The organism is Marinobacter caseinilyticus (assembly GCF_011074955.1).
GTDB classification, from domain to species: Bacteria; Pseudomonadota; Gammaproteobacteria; order Pseudomonadales; family Oleiphilaceae; genus Marinobacter; species Marinobacter caseinilyticus.
This window is the reverse complement of record NZ_WUQJ01000005.1, coordinates 63054-79148: the sequence shown is the minus strand read 5'-3', so window position 1 is coordinate 79148 and position 16095 is coordinate 63054. Positions and strand designations below refer to the sequence as shown.

General features: G+C 57.0%; 17 protein-coding genes and 1 pseudogene. 10 read left to right on the top strand and 8 right to left on the bottom strand.

What is annotated here, in order from left to right:
* Positions 1-48 precede the first annotated feature (48 nt).
* Entirely contained in the window at positions 49-1044 is a 996-nt protein-coding gene (locus GRX64_RS02065; protein WP_166263531.1) for an LLM class oxidoreductase, read from the top strand.
* A 106-nt stretch (positions 1045-1150) separates the two neighbouring features.
* On the opposite strand, the gene GRX64_RS02060 is transcribed toward GRX64_RS02065, so the two are convergent.
* Positions 1151-2551 carry an ArnT family glycosyltransferase gene (locus tag GRX64_RS02060; protein ID WP_166263530.1) on the bottom strand — a complete coding sequence of 467 codons (1401 nt, stop codon included), beginning with the start codon at positions 2549-2551 and terminating at the stop codon, positions 1151-1153.
* A 415-nt stretch (positions 2552-2966) separates the two neighbouring features.
* A complete protein-coding gene (locus GRX64_RS02055) occupies positions 2967-3560 on the bottom strand; it encodes an RICIN domain-containing protein (RefSeq protein ID WP_166263529.1) in 594 nt (197 codons plus the stop codon).
* A gap of 580 nt (positions 3561-4140) precedes the next feature.
* Between GRX64_RS02055 and GRX64_RS02050 the strand changes: the two genes are divergently transcribed.
* Positions 4141-6141, top strand: a complete 2001-nt coding sequence (locus tag GRX64_RS02050) for a methyl-accepting chemotaxis protein (RefSeq protein WP_235937482.1) — start codon at positions 4141-4143, stop codon at positions 6139-6141.
* A gap of 77 nt (positions 6142-6218) precedes the next feature.
* Entirely contained in the window at positions 6219-6404 is a 186-nt protein-coding gene (locus tag GRX64_RS02045; RefSeq protein ID WP_166263588.1) for a sodium-dependent bicarbonate transport family permease, read from the top strand.
* A 215-nt stretch (positions 6405-6619) separates the two neighbouring features.
* On the opposite strand, the gene GRX64_RS19680 is transcribed toward GRX64_RS02045, so the two are convergent.
* Together GRX64_RS19680 and dctP are read right to left on the bottom strand one after the other, a co-directional pair.
* Positions 6620-6949 carry a type 2 periplasmic-binding domain-containing protein gene (locus GRX64_RS19680; protein WP_282433920.1) on the bottom strand — a complete coding sequence of 110 codons (330 nt, stop codon included), beginning with the start codon at positions 6947-6949 and terminating at the stop codon, positions 6620-6622.
* Positions 6950-6962: 13 nt separating this feature from the next.
* A complete protein-coding gene (dctP, locus tag GRX64_RS19675) occupies positions 6963-7619 on the bottom strand; it encodes a TRAP transporter substrate-binding protein DctP (protein ID WP_282433919.1) in 657 nt (218 codons plus the stop codon).
* Positions 7620-8083: 464 nt separating this feature from the next.
* Between dctP and GRX64_RS02035 the strand changes: the two genes are divergently transcribed.
* From GRX64_RS02035 to GRX64_RS19770, 4 genes and pseudogenes are all read left to right on the top strand, one after another.
* The gene (locus GRX64_RS02035; RefSeq protein ID WP_235937481.1) at positions 8084-9172 is read left to right on the top strand and encodes an NADH:flavin oxidoreductase; all 1089 of its coding nucleotides are present in this window, start codon (positions 8084-8086) and stop codon (positions 9170-9172) included.
* A gap of 369 nt (positions 9173-9541) precedes the next feature.
* Positions 9542-9886 (top strand): PBPRA1643 family SWIM/SEC-C metal-binding motif protein, encoded by a 345-nt coding sequence (locus GRX64_RS02030; RefSeq protein WP_166263527.1) that lies wholly within the window; start codon positions 9542-9544, stop codon positions 9884-9886.
* Between the two features lie 19 nt (positions 9887-9905).
* Positions 9906-10337: a DUF3010 family protein gene (locus GRX64_RS02025; RefSeq protein WP_166263526.1), complete on the top strand. Its 432-nt coding sequence runs from the start codon at positions 9906-9908 to the stop codon at positions 10335-10337.
* Between the two features lie 81 nt (positions 10338-10418).
* Positions 10419-10649 (top strand): annotated as a pseudogene (locus GRX64_RS19770) (cold-shock protein); the annotation flags it as partial.
* Positions 10650-10799: 150 nt separating this feature from the next.
* On the opposite strand, the gene GRX64_RS02015 reads toward GRX64_RS19770, so the two are convergent.
* Positions 10800-11102, bottom strand: coding sequence for a 2OG-Fe(II) oxygenase (locus GRX64_RS02015; protein WP_166263587.1), 303 nt, complete (start codon positions 11100-11102; stop codon positions 10800-10802).
* A 172-nt stretch (positions 11103-11274) separates the two neighbouring features.
* The gene (locus tag GRX64_RS02010; RefSeq protein WP_166263525.1) at positions 11275-11829 is read right to left on the bottom strand and encodes a nucleoside 2-deoxyribosyltransferase; all 555 of its coding nucleotides are present in this window, start codon (positions 11827-11829) and stop codon (positions 11275-11277) included.
* A 184-nt stretch (positions 11830-12013) separates the two neighbouring features.
* On the opposite strand from GRX64_RS02010, the gene GRX64_RS02005 reads away from it, so the two are divergent.
* Both GRX64_RS02005 and GRX64_RS02000 read left to right on the top strand, forming a co-directional pair.
* A complete protein-coding gene (locus GRX64_RS02005; protein ID WP_166263524.1) occupies positions 12014-12448 on the top strand; it encodes an SRPBCC family protein in 435 nt (144 codons plus the stop codon).
* Between the two features lie 502 nt (positions 12449-12950).
* Positions 12951-13151, top strand: coding sequence for a DUF3185 family protein (locus tag GRX64_RS02000; RefSeq protein ID WP_166263523.1), 201 nt, complete (start codon positions 12951-12953; stop codon positions 13149-13151).
* A 316-nt stretch (positions 13152-13467) separates the two neighbouring features.
* Here GRX64_RS02000 and GRX64_RS01995 read toward each other — a convergent pair whose 3' ends face one another.
* On the bottom strand, positions 13468-14364 hold the full coding sequence (locus tag GRX64_RS01995) for a LysR family transcriptional regulator (protein WP_166263522.1): 897 nt from the start codon (positions 14362-14364) through the stop codon (positions 13468-13470).
* A 121-nt stretch (positions 14365-14485) separates the two neighbouring features.
* On the opposite strand from GRX64_RS01995, the gene GRX64_RS01990 reads away from it, so the two are divergent.
* A complete protein-coding gene (locus GRX64_RS01990; RefSeq protein ID WP_166263521.1) occupies positions 14486-15238 on the top strand; it encodes an NAD(P)H-dependent oxidoreductase in 753 nt (250 codons plus the stop codon).
* Between the two features lie 165 nt (positions 15239-15403).
* On the opposite strand, the gene GRX64_RS01985 is transcribed toward GRX64_RS01990, so the two are convergent.
* On the bottom strand, positions 15404-15859 hold the full coding sequence (locus GRX64_RS01985) for a GatB/YqeY domain-containing protein (RefSeq protein ID WP_166263520.1): 456 nt from the start codon (positions 15857-15859) through the stop codon (positions 15404-15406).
* Between the last annotated feature and the right edge of the window lie 236 nt (positions 15860-16095).

Below are 16095 nucleotides of genomic sequence, written 5' to 3'. Positions count from 1 at the left end.
CCCCGGCGTTGTGACACGTTGGTGGTAAAACGTGCCAGGAGTCGCCGCATGAACCACGCTCAATCCCACCCCTCGCTGTTGTCAGCGCCCACCAATGCCGGGTTCCGACGCATGTTTGAACCCCGAAAGCTGACCTGCGGCCTGTTTTTTCCGATTGCGGCTTACGCCAGTGACATGCCGGTACTGGACGACCAGACCGCACTCGCCGCGCGGGCTGATCAGGCGGGATTCGCCGCGCTCTGGACCCGGGACGTACCGCTGCGCGATCCGAACTTTGGGGATGTGGGTCAGATCATGGACCCCTGGGTCTGGATGACGTACATGCTGCCTCATGTAAAGCACGCAGCCCTGGCCACGGGCTCGCTGATTCTGCCACTGCGGCACCCGATCCATTTGGCCAAAGCGGCGGCATCGCTGGATGCGCTGTCCGGCGGGCGCCTGGTGATGGGGCTGGCCTCTGGTGACCGGGCCATCGAATTTCCGGCGTTCGGGGTCGATCATCACCAGCGCGGCGACCATTTCCGGGAGGCGTTCCGCTATCTGGAAGCGCTGTTGGGAGAGACCTACCCGATTCTTCGCACGTCGCTGGGTGAGCTGTCCGGGGCGGACCTGGTGCCGAAGCCCGTGCACGGCCGCCTCCCATTAGGGGTGACCGGCGCTGCCCGCCAATCCCCCGCCTGGGTGGCCGAGCACGCGGATTTCTGGCTCACCCATCCAAGACCCCTGCCGGAGATGGCCCGGGTAATGGCCAACTGGCGCCAGTCGGTTCATGAAGCCGGCGCACACCTGGAAAAACCCGTGGCGCAGTCGCTGTACATTGATCTTGCCGAAGATCCGGACACGTCGCCCAAGCCTATCCACCTCGGCTACCGATTGGGTCGGAACTGGCTCATACAATTGCTCGGTGGCCTTCAGGAGATTGGCGTTAACCACGTGGGGTTCATCCTGCGCTACAGCCGGCGACCGGCAGACGAGGTGGTGGATGAGCTGGCCCGGGAGGTGGTGCCGGTGTTCCCCGCCCACTCTTTGCACCCGAAGTGTTAAACGGAGTACGACGGTACTGTTGTTGACGGAAAACCGGGACCGTTTTATTTCAGGCCCGGTAGTGAACAGCAGGCTTGAGTGGGACCCATGTTACGGGGGCTATCCATCAGCCCGGTTCTATGTGCCGGTTTTGCGCCAGCCAGGCTTTTGCGGGCACAATCAGTGCCAACTTGCTGCGGTAGGGATAAACCGCGTCGGCGATGCCGGTCAGCGGATTCCGGGCATCGTCGACGTAAAAGATCAGATAGGCATCCGGATGTTTCGGAACCCAGCGAGCGAGTGCAGGCTGTCGACGTACCACCAATGGTTTTTCCAGCCGCCCGGCAAACTGATACTGGTCATGGTACTTGGCCACATTGACGACGGTGGCCCCCTCGTCCTGGAGCTGCTTGACCCTGTTCGCGATGGGTTGAACGTTCTGTTGCGGGGAGAAGACCGCGAAATTTGTCAGTAGGACCAGCAAAAGTGCTGTGGGCACTGCCGCCAGCCACGCCATCCTCTCCCGTCCGGCCTGACTTGCCCGTAACAGGAAAAATCCCAGCAATAGGGGCAGGGCCGCGCCCAGACGTGGGGTTACTTTGCACGCTTTGCCACTCACGCTGAGTTCGCACCACTCAGGCGAAAAAAGCAGCATCAGGCCAAACAGAATCAAAACAGTGCCCACGACAAGAAGGCTTCGCCGGCCGATGGGTCGCGCTGCGTATCGCCTGACCAGCCACAGGGCAACAGCGGGCATTACCGGTATCAGGTAGTGAAACTGTTTGCCGCTGATCATTGAAAATGCTGTCAGGGAAACACCAAACCAGGCCATGCAAAACCGTTCTCCCTGGTCTTTCCACGGGCGTCCCCGCCAGACTTTCTTCCACGCCAGCACGCCCCAGGGGAAAAATAACGCAGGCAGTAGCAACAGATACCAATACCAGGGGTGGGGGTGGGCAAAGGAATGCGCCATGCGACTGGCGGTCTGCTTCCAGATCAACGCATGTTCAATGGCCGGACCGCCGCGCTCGACCGCCGGATAGACCCAGGCCAGCATTAAGGCTGCACTGATTATGATGGCCAGGGCCAGGCCGCCGTACCAGTAAAGCAGCGGGATTCGATGCGCCGAAAAGCGCCACCACGGCATGAGGATCAGCACCGGCAGCAAATTCAGCAGGATAACCGGACCCTTGGTCAACATCCCCGCGCCAAGCATCGCACCACACACCACAAACCAGCCGAGACGGGGCGCAAGGGTTGCCCTGAGGCCTGCGGCGATGGCCGCCAGCGTAAAGAGCCCCAGCAGGAGGTCGAACATGACGGTCGTGCTGTACGCCAGCCAGCACAGGAAACTCGCCAGGATCAGCGGTGCAAAGTCTTTAGCCCGGGGATGGTTTGGCCGGAGGCAGTGGGCGATGTAGGCAATCAGGGGAAGGGAAAACAGGGCACTGCCAAGGGCTATCAGGCGGGGCGTATAGTCCTTGACACCGAACGTGGCCCAGCCGGCGTGGATGAGCCAGAAAAGCATGGGCGGTTTGTGAGAGTAAGGTTCTCCGTTGAGGGTAGGGAGAATAAAATCACCCCGCAGCCACATTTCCCAAGCCAAGAAAGATAGCGTGTCTCATCGTCCGGGAAGGGTGTGCGTAGCCATAGGCTAGTAATACTGGCAGTTACCAGAAGTCCGGCTGCGACCCAATGAGATCTGGAGATTCCAACCATCGGATCATCCTCCTTGAGGCTGAATTTGTGGAACGTCCTGTCAATTAGTTTAGTCGTTAAACCATAACCAAAGGGTGGCAATTGCAGGGGTCAGATTGATCTTAATCTGGCCTTCGCGCGGGATCCCTCCGGAGAGTTCATAATAACAACAGGCAGCCGACGCTGCCTGTTGTTATTGAATCATAATGCCTACGGGGTGAAACTCCGCTGAACCCGACGCCAGTTTACTGGCTCGGGACCAGGCTGAATTTCCAGAAGGTCCCGGATGTGTTTTTGGCTTTGGCTTCCAGGAAGACATAGTTGCCCGCGGCGTTGTAGGTATCGAGTACTTTGTTCCGCCCCTGATACGAATTCGATATTCGGCTCCAGCCGCTGTGTGCGTCCTCCATGTACCAGAACTGACCGCTGTAGCCCCCACTGCCGGCCATATGAGGTTTGGCCGTGTCACTGTCGACTCTGAGGGTATCCCCCAGCGCCTTGTTCCAGAGATGAACGTAGCCATCGTTCGCTATCACTATTTTCCACTGCTGGCGCGTGTTGGTGTGGTTGGAATTCTTGGCCGCCATCATCAGGCGATTGTTGCCATCCAGCGTGAGCACTTTGCCTTCTCCCAGAAACGCGTTGTAGAAGTAATAAAACCTCTCGGATTCCGGATTCAGGGCGTTATAGAGCGCGCTGGCATCGCCTGTACACGTTGTACAGGTTTCATTTTTGGTCACTTCACTAAGCTGCTCGACGCCGGTTTGGCTAAGCGCCTGTCCGGCGAGTAATGTCATTGCAAGGGCGGCGAGAACCGACAGCGCGCTTCTGATGCTCATAACCTTCTCCGATAGTGTGTGGTAACGGTACTTTTTTGAGCACCGCTGGAGCCCCGTCCGGTAGCAATATTCTGGCCGGCTCTCACAGGCGGTGGGGCTACTGGCGGCCAAGTTCACTGCCTGGCTGTGGGGGTGTCCACAATGAACGCCCACAGGCATTCGAGGTTGGTATACAGAATTTAGTATTGGTTAATGTGTGTGATCGGTACATTAGCCAAAAGAGCTAATTTCAGTGCCTCGTGCCCCGTCAGCCAGACCCCATTGCCCGGCCTCGATTCGACTTTGGAAGTGAGCAGCGGGGGATGCTGCGAATTCGGAAACAGGGGCAGACAAGACAGTATCTATGTAGTCGCCTGAAATGGAGAAAGTGGCTCAACGAAGGGGCGGGGAACGTCGTGCGGATGTCCGCGACCATCGCCGGGTATGAGCGGAGGTGGTGAATAACCTGGCCTAGTCGCTATCGATCCGAACCGGGCAGGCTCAAGGCCCAATACCCTCGAACATTTCTTGCTTTTCAGCTCCAGTTATTTGCGCAACGGTCGATAATCAAAGTCTGAGACACTTTACAAAAGGAAGACCTGTGACCGCTTCTGTGTTTGACACTGTGGAACGTAAATTCGGGGTGCCGGGAAAGCTTCTCGCCGCCCCCATCTTTATTCTGCTGCTTTTTGCATTTGTCACTTTCTATAGTGTCAGGGAATTCCAGTTGCTGGATGAACGCATGAATACCGTCGCACGGGATCTTGCGCCTGACACGGCGGTGGCCACCGATGCGCTTATCAACCTTTACCGGATGCGATTGCGGGTTTTCGATTATTACTCCACCGGCAATGAGGAATTATTGACCACCTTTCAGGAACTGGAAGAGGAGTTCTCCAGGAACATTGAGAACGCTCAGGAAAATATCCAGAATCCCGAGCGTGCCCGCCTTGTCGATGACATCGAACAAGCGACTGTCCAATATGTGGATGCGTTCAAAAACGAACTCGTACCGGCTAAAAAACGGGTACTGTCGATTATCAGGAATGAATTGGATATCTATGGCCCCAGCGCCTCAGAGGCGCTGAGAATGGCGCTCAATGGCATCGCCAACCGAAGCCCTGAAAGCGAACTAAGAACCGTACTGGAACAGCTGCTGCACGATGCCCTGATGATGAGACTGGCGGCGCAGCGTTATTTTGCCGATGGCGAAGAATCGTCAAAGAAAACCCTGGAATATGCCATTGAGGATCTGGCCGATGATCTGGGCCTGATCGATGCGGATAACGGCCCCCAATTCATTAAGGTTTATCTCGGTACTGCTTTGGAAAATCTCGAAAAGTACCGGCTGTCGGTCAAGGAATTGCTGACCTATCAGCACACGGTTCTTACCGTGAAAACTCAAAAGCTGGATGTGCTGGGGCCCGACATCGCCAAGATGGCCCGCGATCTGGAGACCAGTGTTTTCGGAGCACTTGAGGACATAGCAGACGAAGCTGAGATGGAAACGGCGCTTGCACTGAAGTTCACCCTGACCGCTTTTGCTATTTCGGTGGTGCTTGGCCTCATTGCTGCACTTTTGATGAGTCGGTTGATGGGCTCAAGTGTCAAGCGCGCGAGGGGGGAGATACTCGATTACCTCAAGGAGATCAGTGAACATAACGGCGATGTCACGACCCGCCTGACCGGTGGCCGCCCGGACGAGATCGGTGACTTCATTGGCGCTGTGAATGCGTTCCTGGAAACCCTGGAAGACACCATTACCCGAATTGTCACCTCGTCACGGCAGCTCACCACGGAATCTGAATCCCTGTCCGGTATCACCGAGCGAACCACCGACAACTCCGAGCACCAGCGAGACCAGATCACCCAAGTATCGGCTGCGATGCAGGAGATGGTCTCCACCTCAGAGGAAATCGCGTCCAATACCACCGATACGGATGAGTCGGCGCGTCAGGCGGCGTCGCTGGCGGACCTGGGGCAGGAAACGGTTGCCACTGCGATCAAGGCCGTCGCCAATCTGGCCAAACAGGTTGAGGAAGGTTCACAGCGTATCCAGCAACTGGAAAAGGAATCCGGCGAGATCGGCAGCGTCCTGGAGGTCATTCAGAACATCGCAGGGCAAACCAACCTGCTGGCCCTGAACGCTGCCATTGAGGCGGCCCGTGCCGGCGAAGCCGGGCGCGGTTTCGCGGTTGTTGCCGATGAGGTTCGCGGTCTGGCCAAACGGGTCCAGGATTCGACGGTCGACATCGAGCGGATTGTTTCAAATCTGCAGACTGGCGCCGCCGGTGCCGTGGTTGACATGAGCAAAGCCAAACAGTTGGCGGGTGAGGCCTCTGAGGAAGCCAGTAAATCCGGTTCTGCCCTGTCGGACATACTGTCGGCGGTCAATAGAATCGTTGAGATGACGACGCAAATTGCGAGTGCAACGGAGCAACAGCGAGCCACGGCCTCCGAAATGACCCAGAACGTCGAGGAGAGCAGTGGCGCCATCGATAAGCTGGCAGCGGACATCGGAAAGGTTAACCAGTCCAGTAAGTCTCTGGCCAACATGGCGGAAGATTTGAATACCCTGATTCGTCGCTTCAAGGTCCGGTAAGGGGCGATGGGTTGCCGTCGCTGCATCAACCTACGCGGCCTTACCTGGCCAAAGCGAACTGACCGTGCGCCGGGACCATCGTTGTGCTGGCGGTAATCACTGACAGCGTGTCCTGCACCGCAGCGTCGGTGGCAATACGTTGCGCGATTCCAGCAGCCGACATCGGGCTGACAAGGCTGGTATTTTCCGGCGTAACCTTTCCGTTCAATGTGCTTGTCGGGAGTGGGCTCTACCGTCAGTTCATGGCTGTGCGGGTGAGGTGACGGGGCAGGTCGGGACAGGCCGTTAATTGCCAGTGGCTGACACCGCGTTTTGTGGGTCGTTTACGGTTGGAACCCGTGCACTGACACAGGGGTTTCCGAACGGTCCAGACCGACAGATCCTTCAGCCCTGAAGCAGAGAAGCCAGCAATCCGTTGCTGGCTTCTTTCCAATGCCCTGACAATCGGTCAGGCGGTCTTGACAACAATCAGGGTTGATCAGTTCGCGCTTGCTGCCGTTACCTCTTCTGCCTGTTGTGCTGCCTTCAGTATGTCGGCGCCAATGACCGGCTCGTATTCCTGCCACAGCGGCTTCATTGCGGACTGCCAGACGGCCAGCTGTTGCCGTGTCGGTTCGAGCACAGTGACACGTTTCATGGGTTTCAGTTCACTCTGGTCGTTAAGGCCCTTGGCCACGGCGTTGCCATACCGCAAGGCCATATTCATGGCGTAGCGGAACAACCGTTGCTCGTCCTGAGTCAAACCGTTCCAGAACGTCGTGTTGGTGATGAACATGTAATCCAGAACACCGTGTTTGGATGCCGTCATGTAGGGCTGGTGTTCATAAAAAACTTTGGAAAAGGTGTTCGACCAAGTGTTTTTCCTGTCCCTGGATTCGATTGTCAGCCAGCGCCTGGTAGACATCCGAGAAGGCCATTGGCACTGGCTCAACATCGATAATTTCGAATTGCTTCTTCAGGACATCGGAATAGATGATCCGAAATCGCAGACCGGACAATTCGCTCGGCTTGCTGAAGGGCCGCGTCGCAGTTAACTGCTTCAGCCCGTTGTGCAGATAGCCGAGCCCTAAAACACCGGATGATTCCATACGGGTGAGCAGGGTTTGCCCGGTTGGGCTCTTCTGAAAGCAGTTCGCCGCGTCGATGTCGGGGAACAGGAAGGGCAGATCGAATACTTTCAGTTGCTGCGTGTAGCGGTCGAATTTCGAGAGCGCCGGTGCCGCAAAAGGGATGGTTCCCCCGGCGACGGCGTCGACCACTTCCTCATCGTTCATGAGAGAGGAATTCGAATGAATGATGATTTCGTATTTGTCGCCCAGTTTTTCTTCAACCACCGATTTGAACATGGTGGCCATTTTGCCTTTGGCCGTGTCATCGCGGACAACATGGGAAGAGATTAACGGCTGGGGGGCGGCCCATAGGGTAAGGGGGAAAACAATGCCAGTACAAACCAGGACTTTCACAACACGCTGAACCATGGTCGTACTCCGAGTACGTCTTTGTTGTTAGCCCGATGGCCACCTTGGTGTTGGAGCAAACCTGGCGCTGAGGGTTCCTGAAAATCTCCTCTTGGGTGCCCCACAGAACCTTCGCAGTTCAAGCGCTTTTATGGTCAAGGACTCCTGCTACTTACACCGTCTTTAGGAGTACTACCGTCCCATCAATACTACGCCCACCCCACCGAGGACGTCGGGGCATGCGACGGAAGCTCAGGACGTAGCTGTCAGGTGGTCCAGCCGGGCCATCACCGAAACGCCTGCCTGCTGCGGGGGGAGGGTGTGGCCGGGAAATGTCCGTGTGAACCGGCACCCGCTTTGGGCATGGTTCAAATATTCTGATTGGTTTCTTCGATATTCTCCGCTTTCAAGCGCTCCGGCACACCCTGACAATGCGGTCAAGATAAAGACAAGTCAGAGATGAGGTGTTCCCGATGAGTAATGTGATGCTAGCAAACAAATTCGCTTCTCAAACCCTGCCAAACCGGTTTGCCTTGGCGCCGATGACTCGCATCAGTGCGGAGGTCAACGGCGATCCGAACGATTTGATGGCGGACCATTACGAAGCCTACGCAAAAGGTGGCTTCGGCCTGATTATCACCGAAGGTACCTACACCGATGATAAGGCCAGCCAAGGCTATGCCAATCAGCCGGGGATGATCAGTGACAGCCAGGTCGCTGGCTGGCAAACCATCGTGAATCGCGTGCACGAAGCAGGCAGCAAAATATTTGTACAACTGATGCACGCCGGTGCCCAGTTCCAGGCCAATCGCTTCACCGATCAGCCGTTGGCTCCGAGCGCGGTGGTGCCGGTAGGTGCACCTCTGGGGTTTTACGGTGACCAGAAAGAATGGCAAACCCCCGAAGCGATGACCGCGTCGGACATTCAGGTTGCCATTGACGGCTTTTCGCAGTCGGCCGCCAATGCCAAAGCCGCGGGTTTTGATGGCATCGAGTTACACGGCGCCAATGGCTACCTGCTGCACCAGTTCCTCAGCACCCATTTCAACCAGCGAGATGATAATTACGGGGGCAGTCTGGACAATCGTTTGCGCCTGGTCGTCGAGGTCGTCAAAGCGGTTCGTAGGGCCGTCGGTCCTGACTTTGCGGTCGGTATCCGGCTCTCTCAGGTGACCGTGACGGATCCCGATTATCAATTCCCAGAAGGGCAGTCCGGGTTTCAGCGCATCGTTGAATCCGTTCGTGATGCCGGCGTGGATTTCATCCACACCACGGATGGGGACGTTCGTCGCACACCGTTCATTGACGGGGATCTCGCCCTCGCGGATGTGGTCGCGGGCGTGGAAGGCCTGGACCTGATCGTGAACGGCGGCATCGATGAGACCAACTTCCACGATGCGGCCGGCGACTACCCGGATGCCCTGCTGGCAGTGGGCAAAAAGGCGCTGGCCAATCCTGACTTTGTGCAGCGATTAAAGGATGGTAAGGAAATCGCCGACATCCACTTTGCGATGCTTCAGCCGAAGGCCACCATCCGCAATGAACTGGCGTGGCGGAAGGAAAACGCCGCCTGAAACTTAGGCTCGGATTCCGAGAGGCGCATACGGACAGAATTGATGTAATGTGATCGAATCTGTCCGTAAGTCCGTTTCTGGTGCAAAACGATTCAGCCCCAACGGATGGCTGTTCAAGACCTGCAGTGTTGCAGGTTGCCCGGCACTTCAAGCGATGAAGAGGGAACTGCATTGCCTCTCAGACAACCACTACGCTACACGCGCCAGTTCCGGTGACCGGGCCTGAGCCAGCATTGTGGCTGGCGATTCATTTTTCCCCACCTCGCTATATAACCAATCCCATAAGCATGCTAAAAGGAGTCCGCGTCGACGGTCGTCAGTCGTTCCGTGAACGCTCGCTTTCCCTCTTTCAATCACCAGGGTTTTAGTATGTCAGATAAATTTTTCTTCAAGGGCCGGCAGGATGCGCGTCAGCACCACACGTCTTATGGTGGCTTTCAGACCAACGCCAGTAAAAAGAGTGGCAGCAAGAAGCATCCATTAACCCTGGTGGTCACCAGTGAAGCACGCCGGCACGAAGTTGAGGCGCTGGTGGCGGAGGCCAAATTGCATGCTGATATTACGCTCGACACCCGCGAGGGTGCGGTAGAATCCGTTTCGGAACTGACCGCGATACTAAACAAGGGTGCGACCGTTCAACACGAAAAAATGCCTTCGCGCAACGATCCGTGCAGTTGCGGCAGTGGCCTTAAATTCAAGAAGTGTTGTGGTTAACGCGGTTTGAGGAACAGACATGATTGTATGTGGTGTTGAGCTGACCGGCAGCGATGCCGTTGTTTGTCTGCTGAATCTGGATCAAGGGCAGTTCAGTTTACCGGAATGCAAGGTACGCAAGCTGACGTTGAAGAAGAATCATTCCCGGGCAGATTTGTTGGAGTTCCAGACGTCTTTTGCGGAACTGATGGTCGACTACGAGGTTCGTAAGGTTGCGATAAAAGAGCGTATGCCCAAAGGTAAGTTTGCCGGTGGTGCCATCAGTTTCAAGCTGGAGGCGGCTATTCAGTTGATTTCAGATACGGATTTAGACGTCACAATGCTCCCGCCGGCGCTGATCAAAGCCACGCTGTCCGCAAACCCATTGCCAATCGCCTTTGCGCAGACGGGGCTGAAAGTATTCCAGGAAACCGCCTTTGTCGCGGCTTACGTGGGCCACGTAGCGAAATAGTGGAACAGCGGCGTAGCAAAACAGTGGCATAGTAAAACAGACACTGGCGGGCGGAACACGTCGAACAACACTGGACAGTTAACCGCCTGGAACGACGCCAAAGGCTTTGGGTTTCTCTCGCCGGATGCAGGCGAAGACAAGGTCTTTGCTCACATTCGGGGTTGCCTGGGCTCTGGGCGGCCGGTTGCGAACCGGAAGGTGTCGTTCAGCCTTGCGAGGGATAAGCAGGGCCGGATCAGGGCCCGCCGTTTCCGCTATGTGGGGGGCAAGCCATCGAGCTGGCAACGCGCCCGGGATTTGGATTGCCGTTAGTTGGGTGGTGGGCTTTCGTTATGGCTTGGATGGACAAACAGGCGGCGAAGGGTGAGAGACAAGGCGCCGCTGAAAACACACTGCACGTGTTTGAACTGCTGTGAGGCAGGCCCGGTATCTGGTAGCCCGCCGCGCGCCAGCACAGGTGGATTATCGGGCCGTCAGGGCAAAGCTCAGCAGCCACCGGTTTCCGCGCTCGATCCTGGAGACCCGGTGCTGATACAAGTCGGGTCGGAACAGAATCACCCGGCCAAACAGGTTGAACACATTCTTCTCACACACGAACTCACCGCCCGCCTTGGGCTTTTTCAGCACACAATTGAGCTTGTACAGGCGACCTTGGGCAATCATGTCCACATGGGGCACTACCTTGTGGCCCTGGGCGTAACGGACCAGGTAGATATTCAGGCGCTTGGACCGGAGCAGTATCCGGGTTGTTACATTGGCTGGCATGGTACTCAGGCTCATATCCTTGGTTATCACCGGTGGTCTGATTTCATACCATCCGGGCGTTTTGTGTGGGTCTGTGTCTCGGCGGTGCTCCGTGCAATACGCTGCCAATCCATGAGGCCGCTACGCCACCCGATGAATGCCAGCCTATCAAAAACGACGCGATCACACCGTGCTAATCCGTAAATCCACTCCGCAAAGCTTCAACGCAGCGTTGGAACAGTTCACTGGTAAAATAGCGGTGTTCTGTGCCGCCTTGGGCCGTAAAAACCCGCCCACCCGACTCGGTGATTCCGCACTCAATCATCAGGTTGTCGCTCAGCTCGAAATCTTCAATGGCATACCCCTGCGCGTCGTTTGGCGTCGCCCCGGCGCGCGCTTGGTAATTGCGGTCATCCAGGGTAAAGCCGATGGCCGGCTTGCCCTGACCAATCATATAGCCCACCTCGAACACGGTGCCGGGATCGGCACTGATGCCCCGAAACGGTGTGAGGTTGGCTATGACGGCGTCGCAGCCGTCCATCAATTCGCGATTGGCCCGGTAAATCCGGAATCCGCGCGCCTGTTTTGAATCTTGTGCGGTGAACGCCAGTGCCGTGTCCAGCGGGTCCACGCCGACGAGGCCGAATTCATCAAGTAGGCGTTTTTTCTCGGTGACAATGGCCCGGTGCTCGTCGTGGGAGAAAAACACTTCCGGGCCGGCCAGATAAATGCGGTTGGGGATACTCACGGCGATTCCTGTTCAGACAGTGATTCCGTGCAGTGTATATCGCGGGTGCGGGGTTCCGGCAAGGGCGGCATCGGGTATGGGTTCGCCGGACGAGATCCTCAGCCGTACATCAGGCCGGCTGGGTTTTGTGCTCACGGACGTTTACGATAAGTGCCGCCGTCCGTTTTACGTTTAAGGAGCCTCCATGTTTTGTATCCAGGTTGAGCGCACACTCGCTAAAGACATCGAGGCGGTTTTTGAGGCCATCGCCGACCATGCCAGCTACCAACAATTCCCCGGTGTCGATACGTCCGTGCTGGTGGAGGCGGGCGAAGCCGAGCGAAACGGTACAGGCGCGCTGCGTGTGATCGGTGTCGGTCCGCTCGAACTGACTGAACGGATTACCCGGTTTGAGCGACCGGTTGTGATGCATTTCCTCATCGAAAAATCGAGCCCGCTGCCCATGTTGCATACCCGGGGCGAGATTGTTTTACGGCCTGAAGGTGAGGGCACCCATGTGACCTGGATATCCGAGGGCCGTATTACGATTCCGCTTCTTGGGCGGGTATTGGACAAACTAGCAGAGAAGCAATTCTCCCGGGCCTTTGCATCCCTGCTCAAGGCCATTGAACGGCTCTAGAAACCGGCACGCCTGGCCGGAATGTCAGATGCAGGGAGGTTTGGTATGAAACCGCAGGCGTTGCTACGGGTCGCCAAGCATTGCCGTCAGCGAATGTAGCCGATGCTTCAGCTTCGGAGCAGGCGTCTGGCCTGCCGGGCTGTTCCCCGGGGGCCCTGGCAGGCCCTCCGAAGCTGAAGCATCGGCTACAAAGGATGGCCCGGTAGCTGGCGCTGGGTAAGAGGCCGTCGCGGCGGAAGGCCGGGTGGGCTCCCGCGACACCCGGCCGCCTCAACGTAATGGCAGCATGCGGGGAACTTGCGTCTGTTGGGGACGTTTTGCCGCAGCCCAATCCGACCGGTTCTCTCGATGCCACAAAGCCTCATCGCCACCTGAGACGACCTTCCCATCGTTGCCATTGCAGACAGTTACCGGGCACTACCAAGGTTCGGAACTTGCCGATCACCCGATCCGGTGTCAAGCTTGCTTCCATTTTTAGCAAAGCGCATGAAAGGAGATGTCGATGGCAAGTTCAAAGCTCGTGGGATTGGTGTTGCTGGTGGTGGGTATCGCCTTGTTGTATTTCGGCTATCAGGCCAGCCAGTCTGTCGGCAACCAGCTCACCGAATCACTGACCGGCCGGTTCACCGATGAAACCATGTGGTATCTGATCGGTGGCGCCGCCGCGGCCGTGGCCGGTGGCTTTCTCGTGTTCAAAAAATAGTAAGCGAAGGGCTCTGGATACCAGCCCTCCCGGACCGTTTCTGATCCGGACTCCCGGCGAGTTCCTTGAACGGCATCAACAGGAACCGGATGCCTTTGGCGTTATGCTTCTCACCCTTACTCGCGGTTGGGCCAGGGCCATCATCATGGCGGCAAAGCGGGTGGTGCACGACGGTGCGCTGCCTGAGAGGTATGCGACGGCTCCCAAGCGTGGGCACAAACCAAATAAAACGCCTGTGCCGAATGTTTCTTGCTGTCAGCAAATCGAGTCGGGATGAGTGTCGCCCGATTCCCGTTTCCACACAATCTGCCAGGACTCATGTTTGCCCTTGCGCTAATGCGGTTCGAGTGTTGTCTCCAATGGCCTCCAGTAACACGCGAATTCGGCTTACCCGGCGCAAATCCGGGTGGGTCAGCAACCACAGTGGCGTGGCCAATTCCGGCAGGGAAGTTGTCAGCCGCCTGAGTTCCGGGTCCCGATCCCCCAGATAACAAGGTAACACCGCCAGATCGGTCCCGCAGCGGACCGCTGTCTGCATGCCAAGCATGGAATCGACGCGGTAGTTGCACCGATCAGCCAGTCCCTGCCGGGTCATCCAGGCTTCGAGCGCGGTGTTGCCCATGTGTTTGTCGGGGCCCGTCCAGGTGTGCTCTGACAGTCTGTTCAGAGGCACCCGGGTGTTTTTCCAGTGTGCTCGTTGGCCGTAGACGGCTTGTTCAATGTTTCCAACTTGTCGGCCAATCAGGGTTTCCGGAGGCCTGTGGGTAGGACGGATGGCAATGTCTGCTTCTCGTTTGCTCAGACTCTGGACCTGATTGGAAATCACCACTTCCAGCTCGATGTCGGGGTAATCCCCTCGAAAATCATTGAATAACGGCGCGAGCAACCCTGCGAACAAGGTGTCCGTGGTGGTCACTCGAATGGTGCCTGAAAGTTTGAGGTCTTGCCCGGCTAGCCGGCGTTCTGCTCCCACGATGTCGGCTTCGACTCGCGCCGCAACGGCGGCGAGGTCTTCGCCCGCCAGGTTCGGTGTGTATCCGCTGCGAGACCGTTCGAACAGGGTAACGCCCAAACGCTGTTCCATATCGGTGAGCCTACGGAACACTGTGGCGTGGCTGACGCCCAGCTTTCGGCCCGCACCGGACAGGGAACCGGTTTCTGAGATAGCCCGGACAATCTGAAGATCATCCCAGCGAATACGATGTTCATCCATGCAAACTCAATTCTCATTATTGGGTAATTCCTGTGCGCCTAAGAACAGCATAGGCTGTTCCTGAAGCGATGCAATAGCAATTCGATGCGCGAGAAAACGTTTGCAACAGGAGAAACGCATTATGAACGTGCTGATCGTACTGGCTCATCCAGAGCGAGCGTCTTTTAATGGCGGCCAGGTGAACGTTGCGATACACCACCTGCAGTGTGCGGGTCACGCAGTAGAGTTGGATGACCTGTACGGTGAAGAGTTTGATCCGGTAGAGCGGGCTTCACATTACACAGATCGGGTAGATCATCAGTATTTTGCGCCATTAACGGAGCAGCGAGCCCACTTCGAAAAGGGGACGTTGTCGCAGGATGTGAAGCGGGAAATCGCTCGGCTGGACTGGGCGCACCTTGTTATCTTTCAGTTCCCGCTGTGGTGGCATGCCCAGCCCGCAGTGCTGAAAGGCTGGTTTGATCGCGTATTGGTATATGGGGGGCTCTACTCCGGTAGCATGCGGTACAATCGCGGCTGCTTTCAGGGCAAGAAGGCGATACTCTCCGTCACCACTGGCTCGCCGGAGGCGGCCTTTATGCCGTTTGGCCGGGCGGGGAATATGGTGGATTGGCTCTGGCCCATTCATTCCTCGCTCTATTACGTGGGGTTTGAAGTATTGGCGCCTCAGGTCAGCTACGGCGTCCAGGGCGGTGGTATCCGTTATCAGGAAGAAGCTGCATTTCAGGACCGGCTGGAGCACATGAAAGCCGCCTGGGGCAAGCGGCTGATGACCATCGGTGATGAACAGGGCATTCCATTTACCGCTTGGGATGACTGGGACGATCAGGGCGTACTGAAGCAGAGCCATCCGATGCGCTGGCGGGTATCTTGACCGGTCAGCCGGTGGCGAGCCAATCGTAACCTGATTTGCGAGCCTTGTGGATTCGCCGCACACCTCGTGGGTCAGTGTGCGGCGAATGCGTTTGTGGCAACCCGATGGTAGTCACCAGAATGTGGCCGCCATGGCCTGGCAAAATGCGGGTTGCAACGAGCGGCGTTAACCTGACAGTGCCGCCCGAACCTTTTTGCTCAGGTGGCCCATTTCGACGCGACCAAGCACCTGGGGCCGCAGGGTGTTCATCACACTGCCCATGTCCTGCATGCTCTGCGCGCCGGTGGCGCTGATCGCCTGATGGATCAGGCCGTCCAGTTCGTCCTCGGTAAGGGCGGCGGGCATGAACTCTTCGATAATTACCATTTCTGCCCGTTCCTTGTCGGCCAGTTCTGCGCGACCGGCACCATCGTATTGACTGGCCGCGTCTCGGCGCTGTTTCAGCATCTTGTCCAGCACCTTTAAGACTTCCTCATCGCCCAGCTCGCGGCGTTCATCAATCTCGATCTGTTTGATGGCAGCCTGAGCCATGCGCAGGGTAACAAGGCGGAGTTTGTCCTTCTTGCGCATGGCGTCTTTTACGGCGCTGCTGAGGGTTTCCTTGAGTGACGGGGCGGTCATGACTAATCTCCTGTGGGACATGTTGAGGGGCTACCTTAGCGTAAAACAAACCCGCAGAGGACGATTTGTTGTCCAAAATCCGGAGCGGTTTTCTTGATGCTCGCCCAGTGTGAAACCGTTTGAGGGGAAGCGGCCGCGATCGGATCCAGGCAATATCTTCCAGGGGTGGTTTCGACTCAATATCTTATAATAAATGGACTCGTCGATTGTTGTTCGATCAATTCCGGTTGATCAAC

What these genes read in the sequence shown, in the direction of transcription:
- GRX64_RS02065 (WP_166263531.1), top strand. Translation starts at nt 49, where the DNA reads ATGAACCACGCTCAATCCCACCCCTCGCTGTTGTCAGCGCCCACCAAT.
- GRX64_RS02060 (WP_166263530.1), bottom strand. Translation starts at nt 2,551, where the DNA reads ATGCTTTTCTGGCTCATCCACGCCGGCTGGGCCACGTTCGGTGTCAAG.
- GRX64_RS02055 (WP_166263529.1), bottom strand. Translation starts at nt 3,560, where the DNA reads ATGAGCATCAGAAGCGCGCTGTCGGTTCTCGCCGCCCTTGCAATGACA.
- GRX64_RS19680 (WP_282433920.1), bottom strand. Translation starts at nt 6,949, where the DNA reads ATGACGGCATCCAAACACGGTGTTCTGGATTACATGTTCATCACCAAC.
- dctP (WP_282433919.1), bottom strand. Translation starts at nt 7,619, where the DNA reads ATGGTTCAGCGTGTTGTGAAAGTCCTGGTTTGTACTGGCATTGTTTTC.
- GRX64_RS02035 (WP_235937481.1), top strand. Translation starts at nt 8,084, where the DNA reads ATGCTAGCAAACAAATTCGCTTCTCAAACCCTGCCAAACCGGTTTGCC.
- GRX64_RS02030 (WP_166263527.1), top strand. Translation starts at nt 9,542, where the DNA reads ATGTCAGATAAATTTTTCTTCAAGGGCCGGCAGGATGCGCGTCAGCAC.
- GRX64_RS02025 (WP_166263526.1), top strand. Translation starts at nt 9,906, where the DNA reads ATGATTGTATGTGGTGTTGAGCTGACCGGCAGCGATGCCGTTGTTTGT.
- GRX64_RS02015 (WP_166263587.1), bottom strand. Translation starts at nt 11,102, where the DNA reads ATGCCAGCCAATGTAACAACCCGGATACTGCTCCGGTCCAAGCGCCTG.
- GRX64_RS02005 (WP_166263524.1), top strand. Translation starts at nt 12,014, where the DNA reads ATGTTTTGTATCCAGGTTGAGCGCACACTCGCTAAAGACATCGAGGCG.
- GRX64_RS02000 (WP_166263523.1), top strand. Translation starts at nt 12,951, where the DNA reads ATGGCAAGTTCAAAGCTCGTGGGATTGGTGTTGCTGGTGGTGGGTATC.
- GRX64_RS01995 (WP_166263522.1), bottom strand. Translation starts at nt 14,364, where the DNA reads ATGGATGAACATCGTATTCGCTGGGATGATCTTCAGATTGTCCGGGCT.
- GRX64_RS01990 (WP_166263521.1), top strand. Translation starts at nt 14,486, where the DNA reads ATGAACGTGCTGATCGTACTGGCTCATCCAGAGCGAGCGTCTTTTAAT.
- GRX64_RS01985 (WP_166263520.1), bottom strand. Translation starts at nt 15,859, where the DNA reads ATGACCGCCCCGTCACTCAAGGAAACCCTCAGCAGCGCCGTAAAAGAC.